16 protein-coding genes are annotated in these 15,779 nt (G+C 62.2%); 5 read left to right on the top strand and 11 right to left on the bottom strand.

Going from position 1 to position 15,779, the window contains the following annotated elements; translation table 11 throughout:
• The first annotated feature begins 102 nt into the window (after positions 1-102).
• From BOH68_RS15445 to BOH68_RS15435, 3 genes are all read left to right on the top strand, one after another.
• Complete coding sequence (locus tag BOH68_RS15445; RefSeq protein WP_077377985.1) at positions 103-369, top strand: OadG family protein; 267 nt, start codon at positions 103-105, stop codon at positions 367-369.
• Between the two features lie 204 nt (positions 370-573).
• Positions 574-2,403: a sodium-extruding oxaloacetate decarboxylase subunit alpha gene (oadA, locus tag BOH68_RS15440; protein WP_077377989.1), complete on the top strand. Its 1,830-nt coding sequence runs from the start codon at positions 574-576 to the stop codon at positions 2,401-2,403.
• Between the two features lie 70 nt (positions 2,404-2,473).
• Complete coding sequence (locus BOH68_RS15435) at positions 2,474-3,793, top strand: sodium ion-translocating decarboxylase subunit beta (protein ID WP_077377992.1); 1,320 nt, start codon at positions 2,474-2,476, stop codon at positions 3,791-3,793.
• Positions 3,794-3,878: 85 nt separating this feature from the next.
• On the opposite strand, the gene BOH68_RS15430 is transcribed toward BOH68_RS15435, so the two are convergent.
• The 6 genes from BOH68_RS15430 to BOH68_RS15405 all read right to left on the bottom strand — a co-directional run bounded on the left by BOH68_RS15430 (position 3,879) and on the right by BOH68_RS15405 (position 7,925).
• Positions 3,879-4,994, bottom strand: a complete 1,116-nt coding sequence (locus BOH68_RS15430) for a metal-dependent hydrolase (RefSeq protein ID WP_077377995.1) — start codon at positions 4,992-4,994, stop codon at positions 3,879-3,881.
• 50 nt (positions 4,995-5,044) lie between these two features.
• Complete coding sequence (locus tag BOH68_RS15425) at positions 5,045-5,629, bottom strand: DNA-3-methyladenine glycosylase I (protein WP_077377998.1); 585 nt, start codon at positions 5,627-5,629, stop codon at positions 5,045-5,047.
• Positions 5,629-6,033 carry a DoxX family protein gene (locus BOH68_RS15420; RefSeq protein WP_077378001.1) on the bottom strand — a complete coding sequence of 135 codons (405 nt, stop codon included), beginning with the start codon at positions 6,031-6,033 and terminating at the stop codon, positions 5,629-5,631. The genes BOH68_RS15425 and BOH68_RS15420 overlap by 1 nt, the downstream gene beginning before the upstream one ends.
• Before the next feature lie 48 nt (positions 6,034-6,081).
• A complete protein-coding gene (locus BOH68_RS15415; protein ID WP_205632723.1) occupies positions 6,082-6,525 on the bottom strand; it encodes a GNAT family N-acetyltransferase in 444 nt (147 codons plus the stop codon).
• Positions 6,526-6,585: 60 nt separating this feature from the next.
• On the bottom strand, positions 6,586-7,191 hold the full coding sequence (locus tag BOH68_RS15410) for a glutathione S-transferase family protein (protein ID WP_077378004.1): 606 nt from the start codon (positions 7,189-7,191) through the stop codon (positions 6,586-6,588).
• A 131-nt stretch (positions 7,192-7,322) separates the two neighbouring features.
• A complete protein-coding gene (locus BOH68_RS15405) occupies positions 7,323-7,925 on the bottom strand; it encodes a LysE family translocator (protein WP_077378007.1) in 603 nt (200 codons plus the stop codon).
• Positions 7,926-8,082: 157 nt separating this feature from the next.
• On the opposite strand from BOH68_RS15405, the gene BOH68_RS15400 reads away from it, so the two are divergent.
• Entirely contained in the window at positions 8,083-9,534 is a 1,452-nt protein-coding gene (locus tag BOH68_RS15400; RefSeq protein ID WP_077378010.1) for an aminotransferase-like domain-containing protein, read from the top strand.
• A gap of 20 nt (positions 9,535-9,554) precedes the next feature.
• Here the strand turns inward: BOH68_RS15400 and BOH68_RS15395 are convergent, their stop codons facing one another.
• The 5 genes from BOH68_RS15395 to BOH68_RS15375 all read right to left on the bottom strand — a co-directional run bounded on the left by BOH68_RS15395 (position 9,555) and on the right by BOH68_RS15375 (position 15,147).
• Positions 9,555-10,691: a bifunctional transcriptional activator/DNA repair enzyme AdaA gene (locus tag BOH68_RS15395; protein ID WP_077378013.1), complete on the bottom strand. Its 1,137-nt coding sequence runs from the start codon at positions 10,689-10,691 to the stop codon at positions 9,555-9,557.
• Between the two features lie 93 nt (positions 10,692-10,784).
• Entirely contained in the window at positions 10,785-11,309 is a 525-nt protein-coding gene (locus BOH68_RS15390; RefSeq protein WP_077378016.1) for an acyl-CoA thioesterase, read from the bottom strand.
• A 262-nt stretch (positions 11,310-11,571) separates the two neighbouring features.
• Positions 11,572-12,882, bottom strand: coding sequence for a short-chain fatty acid transporter (locus tag BOH68_RS15385; protein ID WP_077378019.1), 1,311 nt, complete (start codon positions 12,880-12,882; stop codon positions 11,572-11,574).
• A gap of 169 nt (positions 12,883-13,051) precedes the next feature.
• A complete protein-coding gene (locus BOH68_RS15380; protein WP_077378022.1) occupies positions 13,052-14,398 on the bottom strand; it encodes an MATE family efflux transporter in 1,347 nt (448 codons plus the stop codon).
• A 155-nt stretch (positions 14,399-14,553) separates the two neighbouring features.
• A complete protein-coding gene (locus BOH68_RS15375) occupies positions 14,554-15,147 on the bottom strand; it encodes an outer membrane beta-barrel protein (protein WP_077378025.1) in 594 nt (197 codons plus the stop codon).
• Between the two features lie 270 nt (positions 15,148-15,417).
• Here BOH68_RS15375 and BOH68_RS15370 point away from each other — a divergent pair, with 270 nt between their 5' ends.
• The gene (locus BOH68_RS15370; protein ID WP_205700539.1) at positions 15,418-15,750 is read left to right on the top strand and encodes a hypothetical protein; all 333 of its coding nucleotides are present in this window, start codon (positions 15,418-15,420) and stop codon (positions 15,748-15,750) included.
• Positions 15,751-15,779: the final 29 nt, after the last annotated feature.

The following is a 15,779-nucleotide window of genomic DNA, read 5'->3' as shown; positions in this document are numbered from 1 at the left end:
GTGAACGCTTGGACGTGTCGAGCATCATCGAAGGCATGGGCAATCATCGCTCATGCCGCACCCTGATTGGCGCGATGACGAGAATGACTCGAGGACACTGGCATGCAAGAGAATGATCTGCTCGGTGAAGGCTTGAACCTGATGGTGTTCGGGATGGGGTTCGTGTTCGTGTTTCTAAGTCTGCTGGTAGTCGCCATGATGGCGATGGCCAAGCTGGTGGACCGTTTTGCGCCCGCGCCGCTACCGGCTGCACCGCGCACGACGCGCGCGCCTGTCTCGGCGGCCTCTGCAGCAGAGGATGACAGCGAACTGACGGCTGTCATGGCGGCGGCGATTCACCGCTTTCGCCAGGATCATCACAAGCACTGAGATCTCGCGGAAGTCGTCGGTGCTGCTGGTACTCTCGGAGCGCCGGAGCGACACCGCAGCGAGAAAGCGGCGATTCTATCATGAGCCGTCCGGTGGGGAGACCACCTCTCGAGTGCAATATTCTGTGTGGCAGGCGCGGTGAAAGGCAAGCCTGCCACCACGGCAGAACCCGATATCCACATTATAAAGAACAAGGGATCACTCATGGACAAGCAACCGCTGGGCATCACGGATGTGGTACTGCGCGACGCGCATCAGTCATTGCTGGCCACGCGCATGCGCCTCGATGACATGCTGCCGATCGCCGCCAAGCTGGACGACATCGGCTTCTGGTCGCTGGAGAGCTGGGGCGGCGCGACCTTCGACGCCTGCATTCGCTACCTGGGCGAAGACCCCTGGGCGCGCATACGTGCCTTGAAGGAAGCGATGCCCAAGACTCAGCAGCAGATGCTGCTGCGCGCCCAGAACCTGCTCGGCTATCGTCATTACGCCGATGACGTGGTGGATGCCTTCGTCAAGCGTGCCGCGACCAGCGGTGTCGATGTCTTCCGTGTCTTCGACGCGATGAATGACCCGCGCAACCTCGAGCGTCCGCTCAAGGCAGTGCTGGATCAGGGCAAGCATGCCCAGGGCACCATCTCCTACACCGTGAGCCCCGTGCACACGCTGGAGATGTGGGTGGAGCTGGCGCAGAAGATCGAGTCCATGGGGGCCCAGTCGCTGGCGATCAAGGACATGGCGGGCCTGCTGACGCCGTATACCGCCTTCGAGCTGGTCTCGCGCCTCAAGGCGAGCCTGTCGATCCCGATCCACATGCAGTGCCATGCCACCACCGGGCTTTCCACCGCCACGGCTCTCAAGGCCATCGAGGCGGGCATCGACAACGTCGACACCTCCATCTCCTCGATGTCGATGACCTACGGCCACAGCCCGACCGAATCGGTCGTCGCGATGCTGGCAGGCACCGAGCGCGATACCGGACTGGACCTCGAGAAGCTCGAGGATATCGCGGCCTACTTCCGCGAAGTGCGCAAGAAATACGCGGCATTCGAGGGCAGTCTGCGCGGTATCGATTCGCGCATTCTGGTCGCCCAGGTGCCGGGTGGCATGCTCACCAACATGGAAGGCCAGCTCAAGGAGCAGGGCGCCGGTGACAAGCTGGATGACGTGCTCGCCGAGATTCCGCGCGTACGCAAGGACCTGGGCTACATCCCGCTGGTGACCCCAACCTCACAGATCGTCGGCACCCAGTCGGTGATGAACGTGATGATGGGCGAGCGCTACAAGTCGATCTCCAAGGAAGTGCAGGCGTTGCTCAAGGGGGAATATGGCGCGGCGCCGGCACCCTTCGACAGCGAACTTCAGTCCCGCGTGCTGGAAGGCGCCGAGCCGATCACCTGCCGCCCGGCAGACAACCTGACGCCGGAGATGGAGCGTCTGCGTGAGGAGCTCAAGGGCAAGGCCAGGGAGGAAGGTATCGCGCTGGAGAGCGGCGAACGCGAGACCGATGACGTGCTGACCTATGCACTCTTCCCGCAGATCGGCCTCAAGTTCCTGCGCAACCGTGGCAACCCGGATGCCTTCGAGCCCGCCCCGCAGGCTGTCGATGACAAGGCATCCAAGGCCGCCGCAGCGCCGGTCTCTGGTGCTCCGGCCGTCAGTGCTCAAGGCGCGTCGAGCGGCCCGCAGACCTACACCCTGAACGTCAACGGCAAGCAGTATGTCGTCGAGGTTGCCGAAGGCGGAGACATCACCCAGGTGCAGGCCAGCGAGCCTGCGGCATCGGCTCCGGCAGCCGCGGCACCTGCCGCCCAGGCCGCCTCCGGTGAGCCGGTGAATGCGCCGCTGGCGGGCAACATCTTCAAGGTCAATGTCGCCGTCGGTGACAGCGTGGCGGAAGGAGATGTCGTGATCATTCTCGAGGCCATGAAGATGGAGACCGAGATCCGTGCCCACCAGGCCGGTACCGTCTCCGCGGTGAAGGTCAAGGAAGGCGACAGTGTCAGTGTCGGCGACGTTCTGATCACCCTCTGAGCCGGTGTGTCCGGCCCGTCGGCATGCACGACGGGCCGGTCGGTGATGCTCCTCTGCAAGGCGACACGACATGGACAAGATACTCAACCTCTGGCACGGCTCGGGGCTCTACAACATGAGCTTCGGCCAGCTGGCGATGATCGTCATCGGCCTTGGCCTGCTTTATCTGGCGATCCGCAAGAACTTCGAACCCCTGCTGCTGGTGCCGATCGGCTTCGGTGGCATTCTGGCCAACATTCCGGAAGCCGGACTGGCGCTGTCTGCTGCCGAGCAGGCGGCGCATCTCGGCAAGCCGGAGCTGCTGGCTTCGATGGCCAATCTGCTCAACGTCAACATCGCCAGCCTGCCGCTGGATGAGGCGCGCCACGCGGTGGAGCAGGCACTGCATGGCGAGATTCCCGCAGTGCTCAAACAGCAGGCCAGCAACATGGCGCTGGATGGTGGCTTCTCCAACGGCATGCTGTACAGCTTCTACAGCGTGGCGATCGCTTCCGGCATCGCGCCGTTGGTGATCTTCATGGGCGTTGGGGCGATGACGGATTTCGGTCCGTTGCTGGCCAACCCCAAGACCCTGTTCCTCGGGGCGGCGGCGCAGTTCGGCATCTTCGCGACGCTGTTGGGCGCGGTGGCGTTGACCTCGATGGGGCTGATGGACTTCAGCCTGCAGCAATCGGCGGCCATCGGCATCATCGGTGGTGCGGACGGCCCGACCTCCATCTACGTCGCCAGTCTGCTGGCGCCGGAGCTGCTGGGGGCGATCGCCGTGGCGTCCTACTCCTACATGGCACTGGTGCCGATGATCCAGCCGCCGATCATGCGCGCGCTGACCACCGCCAAGGAACGCAGCCTGGTGATGACGCAGCTGCGTCCGGTCTCCAAGACCGAGAAGATCTTGTTCCCGCTGGTGCTGTTGATCATGGTGGCGATGCTGCTGCCGGACGCCGCACCGCTGCTGGGCATGTTCTGCTTCGGTAACCTGATGCGCGAGTGCGGTGTGGTGGAGCGTCTGTCGGATACCGCCCAGAACGCGCTGATCAACATCACTACCATCTTCCTGGGACTGTCGGTGGGCTCCAAGCTGCAGGCCGACAAGTTTCTGGCGGTGGAGACGCTGGGCATTCTGGCCCTCGGCGTGGTCGCCTTCGGCATCGGCACGGCCTGCGGTGTCTTGATGGCCAAGCTGATGAACAAGGTCTCGAAGACGCCGATCAATCCGCTGATCGGGTCGGCCGGTGTCTCGGCGGTACCGATGGCGGCACGTGTCTCCAACAAGGTCGGGCTTGAGTACAACCCGCACAACTTCCTGCTGATGCATGCGATGGGGCCGAACGTGGCCGGTGTGATCGGCTCGGCGGTGGCCGCTGGGGTGATGATCAAGTACCTCGGCTGATCCTGTCCGCAGTACTGAGACGATAACGCCCGCCATGGCTTCCATGGCGGGCGTTGTCGTCTCTCGGGCCTTCATCAGCGGCGCTTTATCTTGTCTCGGCCGAGGGGCTGGAGGGCGTGGCAGAGACGGTGCGCTGGCTTGGCTGCATGCGAGATGCCGGGTCATGGATGGCTTGCCAGAGGCTCAGCAAGGCAGCGCGATCGACACGCTGACTGGGCAGTCGCTGGCTGTCGTCCAGAGAATGCCATTCACGTGTGCTGGTCTGGCGGGCCAGCGCGAAACGGAAGGGGTGATAGCCGGGCGAGCCCAGGCGGGTATCGGTCACCGCCAGCAGCGTCTCGCCCTCTGATGTCCGCTCGCGGCTCGCCCGCAGGTAGGGCGCGGCGAACCAGCGCAGACGCTGTCCATCCTCAAGCTTCCCGACCTCGGCATGCAGCGCTGGCTGGCGCGGGAAATCCCGTCGCGCCAGTGCCATCAGTTGCTCGTCGGAATCGAAGACGCCGACCATCCATTCGTGATCTGCCAGTGGCGTGACCACGCTGACCCGCCATAGCAGGCTGTTGAAGGGCGTGGGCTGCACCATGCGTGGGGCGTTCGTGAACCCCTGACTGGCCAATACCGGCGCCATGCGATGTTCCACCCAGCTCTTGGCGGCCAGCCCCCAGCCAAGATAGAGGCTCGAGAGCATCAGGCCAGTGGCCAGCAATCGTCCCGCATGGCCGCGTATGGCGACCCACAGGCCGGTGATCAGCAGCGGCAGGGTGTAGAGCGGGTCGATGATGAAGATGCTGGCCAGGCTCACCGGTCGGCTTGGCCATGGCCACAGCAGCTGGGTGCCATAGGTGGTGAAGGCATCCAGCAGCGGGTGCGTGACCAGGCACAGCAGGCAGTAGGCGATCAGGCGGCCATGCCCCAATGGTGCCAGGCGTGGAAGACGGGCGAGCAGCCAGCCGAGCAGAATGCCCAGCAGCCCCAGCACCGGCAGGGAATGGCTGAAGCCGCGATGATGGGTGTAATTGGCGACGGCATCGCCGTAATCAATCATTACGTCGAGATCGGGCAGGGTGCCGAGTGCCGCTCCACCGAGCAATGCACGACGGATGGCAGCGCCGCGTCTTTCGACGGGCAAGCGTCGGATGGCGGGCGCCATGACGGCACCGCCCACGGCGGCTCCGAGGCAGATCTGGGTAAGGGAGTCCATCGGCGGGCTACCTGCGAGAGGGAAGGGGGAGTGAAGAGGACGAGCTGGTGTCAGGCATCCGCATGGATCGCCTCCAGGGCACCCGGCTCGGCCCAGCGCGGGCCGGCGTCCAGCACGCGAGCCTGTACCGGACAGTCGTCACGATGACAGCCCGGCAGATAGCCGCAGCTCATCAGCAGCTCGTTGACGATCTCGGGACCAGTGAAGCGGAAGGTCTTCTTGAACAGCTTGACCCAGGCGGGCAAGGGTTGCGGATGATGGGCATCCAGCCACTGGAGAAAGCTGCCGTGCGAGTCCTTCATCTGCAGTACCACGCCCGCGTTGTGGATCACGGCATTGACCTTGAGGCGGTTGCGGATGATGCCGGCATCGCTCAACAGACGCGCGCGCTCTTCATCTCCATAGGCGGCGATACGCGCGATATCGTAATTCTCGTAGGCCTCGCGAAAGGCCTCGCGCTTCTTGAGTACCGTCAGCCAGGAAAGGCCGGCCTGGTTGATCTCCAGCACGAAACGCTCGAACAGTACCCGGTCATCGCTGACCGGGAAGCCGTATTCGTGATCATGATAGGGACCATGAATCGGGTGCTGGGGAGCATTCTCGCAATAGGTGCTGGCAGTGACGACGTCGGCCATCAGTCCTCCTGCACCGCGAAGCGGCCACTGCCGAGAAAGACGACGGCCAGTGCGCTGGCGAGGAAGAAGCCTTGCAGTTCCAATGCCCAGCCACCGGACGATGACAGGCTCAGCAGCTGCCCCATGTGAGCCACCGCAATGGCGAACAGCATGTTGGCGACGACGATCAGGCCGGCGATGCGGGCGTGCACGCCGAGGATGAGCATGATGGGCGCAATGATCTCGCCGATGTAGACCCCATAGGCCACCACGCCTGGAATCCCCATCTTCTCCAGCTCGCCGGCGATCCAGCTCAGCGTGCCGCCATCACCGAGCAGTTTCGAGAGGCCGTGGAACAGCAACAGCAGTCCCAGAGTCAGGCGCAGGATCAACTTGCCGAGGTCATCATTTTCGAGAAATTGCACGTCAGAGCTCCTTGCTCAGCGAGGGTTGCGGGAAATCAGCGAGAGAGGTCAGGCGTTGGGGTCGTCCACCAGCAGGCGCGAGAAGCGCACGATCTCGGCATTGCGATTCGCCCAGCCCAGACGCTCCCAGAAGCGGTGGGCCTCATGATTGTCATGCAGGGTATCCAGGTGCACCTTGTCGATGCCTTCCTGTGCCAGGGCGTCCAGGCAGCGCTCGACCAATGTTCTCGCGATCCCCTGGCCTCGCATGTCCGGGGCCGTCATCACATGTTGCAGGTAGCCGCGCTTGCCATCATGCCCGGACATGGCACATCCCACCAGCCGCACGCCGGAGAAGGCCAAGTGGCTCATGCCGGGGTTGCGGATCAGATAGCGCTCGACGGCGGCATACTCATCCGCCTTGCGGATCACCACCCCCGGGGTGGCCTCCATCATGTGCATGAAGGCCGAGTGGTCGGCGGGTGTCATGGGGCGATAGGTGACGGGTAGCATCGACGAGCCTGTCATGGAAGGTGAGCCGGTGGTCGCTGGGGCTGCCAGCTGGAGAAGATATCAGTCGCGCGGGATATCGAAATGGCCCGGGCGCGCCGCGACACGTGCCAGCCACGCCTGTATGGCAGGATAATCATCCAGCGCGAAACCGCCTTCATCAGCGACATGCGTATAAGCATAAAGGGAAATGTCGGCGATCGTGAACTGATCCCCTACCAGCCAGTCATGTTCGGCGAGATGGTGCTCCATCACCCGCAGGGCACGCTTGCCGCCCTCCTGCTTGGCGGCGTACTCGTCACGGCGTTCCTCGGGCAGGCCGAGGTAGCGATTGATGAAGCGGGCAGTGGCGATGTAGGGCTCATGGCTGTATTGCTCGAAGAACTGCCACTGCAGCACCTTGGCACGCAGGAAGGGGTCACTCGGCAGATAATCGCTGCCATCGGCGAGGTAGTTCAGGATGGCGTTGGACTCTGACAGTGTCTCACCGCGATGCAGCTCCAGCAGCGGGATCTTGCCATTGACGTTGCGGGTCAGGAATTCCGGCGTGCGAGTATCGCCGGCCAGAATGTCGACTTCGATGTAATGGTGATGGCGTTCGAGAAGGTGCAGCAGCAGCTCGACCTTGTAGCAGTTACCGGAGCGGCGATCACCATAGAGCGTCAGCATGGAGGAGCATCCTGTGCAGGCGTGTAAAAAGCGTCCTGACAGTCTAGCGAACATCGCGAGGGAAAACAGTGGTGATGCGAACAGTGTTCGATATCCGTGATGTACTGCCGTCCCTCGCAGGCCAGCGACGATCAGCCCAGGATGAAGATGACACAGGAGGCCGTCAGTGCCCCCATCACGCGGTTGAAGATCCTCCAGGCGCGATCGGTATTCAGCAGACGCCCGATGGCGGTGCCGAAGCCTGCCCACAGGGAGATGCAGGGCAGCGCCACCAGTTCCGCGAAGCTCGCCAGCAGGATCGCGTTGAGCCACACCGGCCCGTCTTCCGGGAGAAAGCCCGCCATCAGCGCGATACCCATGACCCAGGCCTTGGGGTTGGCGAACTGGAACAGCGCGGCTGCCAGAAAGCTCATCGGCCGTGCATCCTGTCGGCTCGACAGGTCGGGTGGTGGGGCCATGGCAATCTTCCAGGCCAGATAGAGCAGATAGCCACTCCCCAACACCTTGAGCAGTGTCTGCACGATGGGGTAGCGCTCGAAGACCAGTCCCAGTCCCAGCGCGATGCCGATGAACAGCACCAGGCAGCCGATCATGATGCCGAAGATATGCGGCAGGGTGCGCCAATAGCCATGATTGGCTCCGGAAGCCGTCAGCATGACGTTGTTGGGCCCCGGTGTCAGGGTCATCGACAGCATGTAGAGCGTGGCTGGGGCAAGAAAGGCGAGGGATTCCATGGGTGTCCTTCAGCGTATGGGGCGTTAGCGTGATTCCGCATTATTGTATGGGTGCAATTGTGATGGATGTCGGCACGTTCCAGCATTTTATGGCTTGTTGGTGCCATGTTTTGAGCATAATCTGATGACAATTACCGTCAACAGGTTTTTTGTCACCATGACAATATGGACTCCGACACTTGATCCCACCCTGCCGCGCTATCGTGCGCTGGCGGAGGCCATCCGCCTCGATATCGCCTCAGGCCTGCTCAAGGAGGATGAGCGACTGCCGCCGCAACGCCGACTTGCGGATGCGCTGGGCGTGACGATCGGTACCGTGACACGCGGCTATGCCGAGGCCGAGCGACATGGGTTGGTCAGGGCGCGTGTGGGGAGCGGAACCTACGTCAATGCGCCGGTCAGCGCGGGGCCTGTGCCCGACAGGCGCTTCGGACATGCCTTGCATGCCAGGCCATCATTCGGGATCGCGGCGGAGTCGGATGACTCCCTTTCGGCATCCTCTGGTGTGATGGATCTCACCATGAGCCTGCCACCGCCGCATCCGGCGCGGCAGCAGGGGATGGCGGCGGCGCTGACCGCGATCAGCCACTCCCCCGAGGCATTGGTGCGGAGTGTCGAATACCAGAATGAATTCGGGGTGGGCAGTCATCGCCAATTGCTGGCGAGCTGGATGAGCGAGCTCGGCATGCCGGTCGAGCCCGAGGAGCTGATGCTGACGCAGGGAGGGCAGAATGGCATTACTCTCGCGCTGTCGGCCTTGCTGGCCCCCGGAGAGGCGGTGGTCACGGGAGCGCTGACCTACCCCGGACTGATCGCCGCGAGTGCTGAGCGGGGCCTGAAGCTGCTGCGAGTACCGCTGGATGAGGAGGGCATGGATGTCGAGGCTCTGGCGCGGCTGTGTCGCCAGCAGGTGCCCAGGATGGTCTACGTGATGGCCGAGCAGAACAATCCGGGCGCGGCGCAGTTGTCTCATGCACGGCGCGAGGCCCTGGTCGCCCTCGCGCGCCATCATGACTTCTGGATTCTGGAAGATGGGGTGCAATATCTGCCCAACGAGGAGTGCGGCACGCGGCTCTATCAGATGGCTCCTGAGCGCACCCTGTATGTCTTCAGTACCTCCAAACTGCTGGCTGGCGGTCTGCGTCTGGGCGTATTGCGCGCCCCGGTGGAAGTGCTGTCCCGGATTGGCGCGGTGCTGCGCAGTCACAGCTGGATGGTGGCACCGCTGCTGATGGAAACGGTCTGCGCCTGGCTGACCAGTGGCAATGCGACACAACTGGTGGACTGGCAGGTGGAGGAGATGCGGGCGCGCCAGCGACTGGCACGTACTCTGCTGGGGGAGTGGACGCTCTCTTCGCGGCCTTCATCGTTCGATCTGTGGCTGGTGCTACCCGAAGGGCAGCGTAGCCAGGCTGTGGTCGAGTCATTGGCTCGGCGCGGGGTACATGTCACCAGTGCCGAGCCTTTCTGTGTCGGCAATGAACCTCCACCACAGGCATTGCGGCTGTGCCTGAGTGCCGCCGAGAGTCGTGAGGTCCTGACGCGGGCCCTGGAGATCGTCCGTGAGGTGCTGCATGCCCCGCCGCCGTTGCGTTGCACAACGCTCTAGCCGCTGTGCGCTGGCGAGCCTCATGATCTGTCGGAGGATTCGGCCTCCTGAGCCAGCCTTGCCTGCTTGAGTTCCACTCCCCAGCGATAGCCACCGAGACCACCATCGCCACGCACCACACGGTGGCAGGGCGTCAGCAGGGCGAGGGGGTTGGCGCCGCAGGCATTGGCGACGGCGCGGCTGGCAGTGGGTCGCCCCAGAGCTTCAGCCAGTTGCCGGTAGGTCAGGGTCTCGCCGCTCAGGGTGGTATTCAGTTGCTGCCAGACACGCAGCTGAAATGCGGTACCGCGGACATCCAGCGGCAGCTCGATGAAGAGCGCCTGGCTCGTCTGTGGAGTCTCGCAGAGTGCCAGCAGGCGCGCACCGAGCATTGCATGCAGTGATTGCCCTGCCTCGTCGTCGGGTGTCACCTGTTGCCAGTCAGCCTCTGGCAGACGAGCTTCCAGAGCACTCTGCCCAGCATCACGGCTATCCGTCAGCTGGATGGCCACCACTCCACGTTCACTGAGCGCGGCGCTCAGCCAGCAGTGATGCTCGGGCATACCGAAACTGCATGGCCAGTGCATCGCCAATAGTGTCTCGCCACTGCCTCCTTTCGAACGAGCGCTGGGTGTCATGCCGCCGGCGCGTGCATGGGCACGGCTGGTGGAGCGATAGCCTGCCGTGAGGATGGCGTCGGTGACATCGCGCCCTTGTTCGAGCAGATCATGAAAGCGCAGCTGGCGCAGTCCGCTGGCATAGTCGCTGGGCGACAGGCCGAGCCAGGCCTTGAAGCGGCGCTGAAGGTGAGAGCTGCCAAGGCCCGTGAGGATGGCCAGACGGCTCAGTGACGGTGTCGGCCGGCTCTCGGCGACGGCGGCTTCCAGTTGCCGACAGACGGCGATGAGCCAGTGTGGCATGTCGGGGATCTCGCGGTTGTCCGAGGATGAATCCGTCTCTGGGTGACAGCGACGGCACGCGCGCAGCCCGGCTGCATGCGCGGCGCGGGTGTCAGGGAAGAACCTGACATTGTCACGCCGTGGAGGCGGTGAGGGACAGCCGATACGACAGAAGATGCCGGTGGTGATCACGCCATAGCGCAGTGACTCACCGGCAATCGACTGGCGAGCCAGCAGGCGTTGCCAGATGGCGTCTTGTGCCGCTCGTGAAGGAGTCATCGTTCGTCTCGCGGTGACGGAGTTCCGCCCAGTATCGCCACGTGGCGACTACTTCGCACTCCGCATCTTGCACTGGCTTTCGAGATCGGTGTCTCAGAATTCCATCGATTCCTGGCGCTTTTCCTCTTCCTCGGCCTGCTTGCGCAGCTTCTTGCGAATCGCGGCCTTGTGGAAGCGCAGTTTCTGCTCCTGGGTTTCCAGGTTCAGTGGCGGCACCGGAACCGGATTGCCGTCCGGATCCACCGCGACCATGGTCAGGTAGCAGCTGTTGGTATGACGAATCAGGCGACCCTGGATGGACTCGGCGACGACCTTGATGCCGATTTCCATCGAGGAGCGGCCGACATGATTGACGGAGGCCAGGAAGGTCACCAGCTCGCCGACGTGAATCGGCTGCTTGAAGCGCACCTGGTCCACCGACAGAGTGACGACGTAGCTGCCGCTGTAGCGGCTGGCACAGGCGTAGGCGACTTCATCCAGCTTCTTGAGAATGGCGCCACCGTGCACCTTGCCGCTGAAGTTGGCCATGTCCGGTGTCATCAACTCGGTCATGATCAACTGGTGCTGACCGGGGAGGGCGTCATTGAGGGTGGCCTGATCAGGCTGGGTGTCATTCATGCAGGAATCCTTGATGAGCGAGTCAGGGTCAGAAAGGCTCGAGTGACCCTGGGGACGGGTATCGGAGCGGGATGATTCTTGTCCCTGACAGTCTGAGGGATTCGGCGTCACTTGGCACCCTGTGAGCGGCATATCAGCACTCTCTGAACGACCTGGCCCCCGAAGAATCACTCCCCGGGGGCCAGGTGGCATGACGTTGCGAGGGGCCGGGAGTCGTGGCGTTCGAACGTCTCGTCAGAGATATTTCGTCACGGCGACCTTCTCATAGAAGGGTCAGCCCCAGTGAGATGATGATACCGGTCACCAGCAGCTGCACCAGACAGAACCCCATGATGTCCTTGGCCTTCAGGCCCGCGATGGCCAGGACAGGCAGTGCCCAGAAAGGCTGCAGCATGTTGGTCCAGGCATCGCCCCAGGCGACGGCCATCGCGACGCGTGGCAGGTCGGCGCCCAATGCCTGGGCGGCAGGAATCATGACCGGTGCCTGAACCGCCCACTGCCCACCACCGGAAGGTACGAACAGATTGACGATACCGGCACTGATGAAGGACCAGAACGGCAGGCTCTCGGCGCTGGCGATCGACACGAATCCCTCGGAGAGGGTAGTCGCCAGTCCGGACTGCACCATGATGGCCATGATGCCGGCATAGAAGGGGAACTGGATGACGATACCGGCGCCGCCCTTGATGGCCTCGTTCAGACTGTCCAGCAGCTTGCGCGGTGTGCCATGCAGCACGATGGCCAGGAACAGGAAGCTGAAGTTGATCACGTTGAGATTCAGGCCACCGCCACGAATCACGAAGTGATCCACCAGCCAGGCGAGGCCGAACAGCCCCACGACCCAGGCGAGGATCGGTGAGTTCTCGAGACGCTCGGCGGGACGAGGCTGGTCGCTGATCTCGGTGGGCTTTTCCTCCAGCAGGGCCGGATCCACGTACACGCTTTCCTTCTCGAAGGGCATCATGGCGCGATTGACCAGCGGCATGATGATCAGCAGCGCCGCGACGATGGCGATATTGAAGAAGGCAAAGATGGTGTCCGAGGTGGGCACGATGCCGATGCTCTCCTCGGTGAAGTGGCCCGCGGTGGCGATGGTCAGCGGAATCGAGCCCGAGATGCCCGCATGCCAGATCACGAAACCTGAGTAGGCGCTGGCGATCAGCAGCCGGTAATCCACCTTGATCATCTTGGCCAGCTGCTTGGCGAATAATGCACCGATCACCAGTCCGAAGCCCCAGTTGATCCAGCTGGCGATCAGCGAGACGAAGGTGACCAGCATGATGGCACTGCCAGGCGTTCTGGCCAGCGAGGCGATGCTGGCCAGGCCCTTCTTCACCGGCGGCGTATTGGCGAGCATGAACCCCGAGATCAATACCAGCAGCATCTGCATGGAGAAGGTCAGCAGATTCCAGAAGCCATCGCCCCAGTAGCGCATTACCTCGGCGGGGGAGCGTTGCTCGATCAGCATGGCGGCTGCGGCCGCGACGACGGTCAACAGCAATACGAAGATATAGGGGTCAGGTAGATAGCGCTCGACCAGCTTGACGGCTGGCCGGGATAGCGATTGCAGCATGTGATGCTCCCTGTGGCTTTTTATCGGTATGGGAGTTGGGTTGGCATGCTCACATTAGTCTATCCGATAGCAGTAGAGTATCGCGCGATGGTCGAGGGGTAGGGCTCCGATGCGCCTGGCGAGCACTTCATCGCTGGATCAACCCAGGGCGTGCTCTGCTCGATAGGGTTCAGCGCCAGTGGTGACGGCGATGATGCAGATAGTAGCCGCCGAGCACGACAGAACGAACGCTGGTAAACAGCAGGAACGCCAGCCACAGGCCATGATTTCCGAAGCTCTCGAGCAGGGGCCACAGTCCGATGAATGCCAGCAGGGAGACCACCAGCGTATTGCGCATTTCACGTGTCGCCGTGGCACCGATGAAGATCCCGTCCAGCAGGTAGCTCCATACGGCCACCAACGGCATGGCGACCATCCAGGGCAGATAGGTGATTGCCAGTTGTCGTACCTCGGGCAGGTCCGTCAGCAGGGCGATCATCTGCGGGCCAAGGAGCCATAGCAGCAGGCTTGCGGCGGCGGCAGTGACCAACGAGAAGCGCGTAGCCGCCCTGACGCTGCGGGTGAAGCGCTGCCAGTCTCCCTGTCCCATGGCGCGGCCGACCTCAGATTCAGCAGCCTGCGCGAAACCATCGAGCCCGTAGGACGTGATCATCACGAATTGCAGCAGCACGGCATTGGCCGCCAGAGTCTCGTCCCCGAAGCTGGCTCCCTGGGACGTGAAATAGGCCGTGGCGCCCAATAGACACAGGGTGCGCACGAAGAGGTGCTGATTGACGCGGATCAGTACGCTCCAGGCGGACAGTGACAACAGGGCGGCGCGATCACTGTGACCCGGCATGCGGGAGAGTTGACGTGACACCAGCCACAGGCCGGCCGCCAACCCGCAGTAATCCGCGATCACACTGGCCAGGGCCACGCCATCACTGGTCATCCCCAGGCCTGGGACGAAGGCGAGATCCAGCACGATATTGAGCACATTGGTCAGCACCAGGATACCCAGCGTCACCCGTGAATTCCCCAGGCCCAGAAACCAGCCCAGTATCACGTAATTGATCAGTACGGCGGGTGCCGACCACAGGCGAATGCTGGCGTAGTCATGGGCCAGTGCGCGAGTGGTCTCGCTGGCCTCCATCAAGCCCAGGCCCAGCGAAATGAGCGGTGAGCCGAGCAGCATCAGAAGCATGCCGATGGCCAGTGCCAGCAGAATGCCCTGTCCGAGCAGCGTTCGCAGCCGGTCGTGATCACCACGGCCATGTGCCTGGGCCGTCATGCCGGTCGTGCCCATGCGCAGGAAGCCGAAGCCCCAGTAAAGGAAGCTGAACAGCACCGCGCCCAGCGTGACGGCACCCAGATAGATCGCATCTTCCAGATGCCCGACCACGGCGGTATCCACCAGTCCGAGCATCGGCACCGAGATATTGGAAAGGATGATCGGCCAGGCGAGCTGCCAGAGATGGCGGTCGGTGCGAGCGGCCGATGGAGAAGAGGGGTCGGCTTGTCGTGAAGAATCGGTCATTGGCGCTCCTCAGGTGGTACAAGCCTACCCTTGCGAAAGAAGTCGTCAATGGCTTTGAGGAGCTCTGGATATGATGATGCCCTGCAAAAACTCTGCAGGGCATCAGCAACAGGCGATGATTCTTGAATGACTATTTGAAGAAAAGGAAGCGCCGTTTAGAAATACATGCCAGCACTCAAGCTCCAAAGGTCAATGTCGACATCTTCGTCGGAGCTGCCACTGTCTACATCGAGCATATAACGCGTGTATTCAGCACGGGCGAAAAGGGATTGATTGCTGTACTCAAGGCCGCCACCGAAAATGGGGTCAGTACCGTTGTCCTTTTCCTTGTCGTTGAGAAGCTTGGCCTCGGAGTCCCATTTGATGGCGCCGATGCGTCCGATTACGCTCAAGCCTCCGTCGATTGGCAAGCGACCCAGCAATGAAGCCGATACGCCATCGACCTCGAAAGACGCGACCTGACCAACGCCGCTGACCTTGCCCGTTGCCTCCCCCAGGTTGACGTAGGCGACTTCCATGCTGAAATTCGGGTTGAATCGATAACCGCCGAACAGCGTATAAGCGGCATCCCTTTCATCAACATTGGCGCCCTCGATGTCATCGATATCATCGAGAGTGTCACTGTGATAGACAGCCTGACCGGCGCCCCCACCCAGATAGAACTTGTCAGATGGTGTGGTATCGCCAGCGGCATGAGCCTGTGTTGCCGAGAAAAGCAGAGCACCGGTGAATAGCATCCTTGCAAACATGATCGTTATCCTTGCACGTGTTATTGATTATGATGGTTTCGTACGAGTTATATAATATCACCGCAGGTCTAATATATCGTCATATTGTATTATAAGCATTCTCGCAACAGTATCCTTGATGCGACGCACCATCAACGTTGACCACCCGGAATGCACACTCTCCAGTCGGAATGTCTTCACCTGATACACTTGAGTGGAGTCGTGCGCCTACAGGCCACCATCCTGGTGGGGACGCGAGTGCATCCATGCAGCCTACAGGGAGTTAGGGGAATGAAAACAAGACAAGAAGGGTGGTTGGGACTCGTGGCGGGTGGGGTGATGACCCTTGCCATGGCCATGCCCGCTCAGGCGCTGGACCTGCCTGGCGAGCCGGAGCAGTCAGGCCCCGGAGCCGGAGCCATGGTGGCAGATGCCTTGATCGGGCGTCCTCTGTTGTTGTTGACGACAGTCGCGGGTACGGCAGTCTTCTTGGTGTCAGCGCCTTTTGCGGCTCTCGGGGGCAATCTGGACGCCACTGCAGAGACGTTGGTCAAGACGCCAGCCGAAGCTACGTTCCGACGCTGTCTGGGATGTGAGATGAGTCGGCGGGCCGAGGAAATGTGAGATCTGCCTTGGCATGGTGCAAGGAGAGT

The sequence above is a fragment of the Cobetia sp. MM1IDA2H-1 genome (assembly GCF_002916775.2).
In the GTDB taxonomy this organism is placed as follows: Bacteria; Pseudomonadota; Gammaproteobacteria; order Pseudomonadales; family Halomonadaceae; genus Cobetia; species Cobetia marina.
The sequence above is the reverse complement of the archived record's forward strand: the minus strand, read 5'-3'. Positions and strand labels throughout refer to the sequence as shown.

Coding starts and splice junctions, on each gene's coding strand:
- BOH68_RS15385 (WP_077378019.1), bottom strand. CDS start 12,882: ATGCTGCAATCGCTATCCCGGCCAGCCGTCAAGCTGGTCGAGCGCTAT.
- BOH68_RS15400 (WP_077378010.1), top strand. CDS start 8,083: ATGACAATATGGACTCCGACACTTGATCCCACCCTGCCGCGCTATCGT.
- BOH68_RS15410 (WP_077378004.1), bottom strand. CDS start 7,191: ATGCTGACGCTCTATGGTGATCGCCGCTCCGGTAACTGCTACAAGGTC.
- oadA (WP_077377989.1), top strand. CDS start 574: ATGGACAAGCAACCGCTGGGCATCACGGATGTGGTACTGCGCGACGCG.
- BOH68_RS15445 (WP_077377985.1), top strand. CDS start 103: ATGCAAGAGAATGATCTGCTCGGTGAAGGCTTGAACCTGATGGTGTTC.
- BOH68_RS15390 (WP_077378016.1), bottom strand. CDS start 11,309: ATGAATGACACCCAGCCTGATCAGGCCACCCTCAATGACGCCCTCCCC.
- BOH68_RS15380 (WP_077378022.1), bottom strand. CDS start 14,398: ATGACCGATTCTTCACGACAAGCCGACCCCTCTTCTCCATCGGCCGCT.
- BOH68_RS15415 (WP_205632723.1), bottom strand. CDS start 6,525: ATGCTACCCGTCACCTATCGCCCCATGACACCCGCCGACCACTCGGCC.
- BOH68_RS15405 (WP_077378007.1), bottom strand. CDS start 7,925: ATGGAATCCCTCGCCTTTCTTGCCCCAGCCACGCTCTACATGCTGTCG.
- BOH68_RS15435 (WP_077377992.1), top strand. CDS start 2,474: ATGGACAAGATACTCAACCTCTGGCACGGCTCGGGGCTCTACAACATG.
- BOH68_RS15395 (WP_077378013.1), bottom strand. CDS start 10,691: ATGACTCCTTCACGAGCGGCACAAGACGCCATCTGGCAACGCCTGCTG.
- BOH68_RS15370 (WP_205700539.1), top strand. CDS start 15,418: ATGAAAACAAGACAAGAAGGGTGGTTGGGACTCGTGGCGGGTGGGGTG.
- BOH68_RS15425 (WP_077377998.1), bottom strand. CDS start 5,629: ATGGCCGACGTCGTCACTGCCAGCACCTATTGCGAGAATGCTCCCCAG.
- BOH68_RS15375 (WP_077378025.1), bottom strand. CDS start 15,147: ATGTTTGCAAGGATGCTATTCACCGGTGCTCTGCTTTTCTCGGCAACA.
- BOH68_RS15430 (WP_077377995.1), bottom strand. CDS start 4,994: ATGGACTCCCTTACCCAGATCTGCCTCGGAGCCGCCGTGGGCGGTGCC.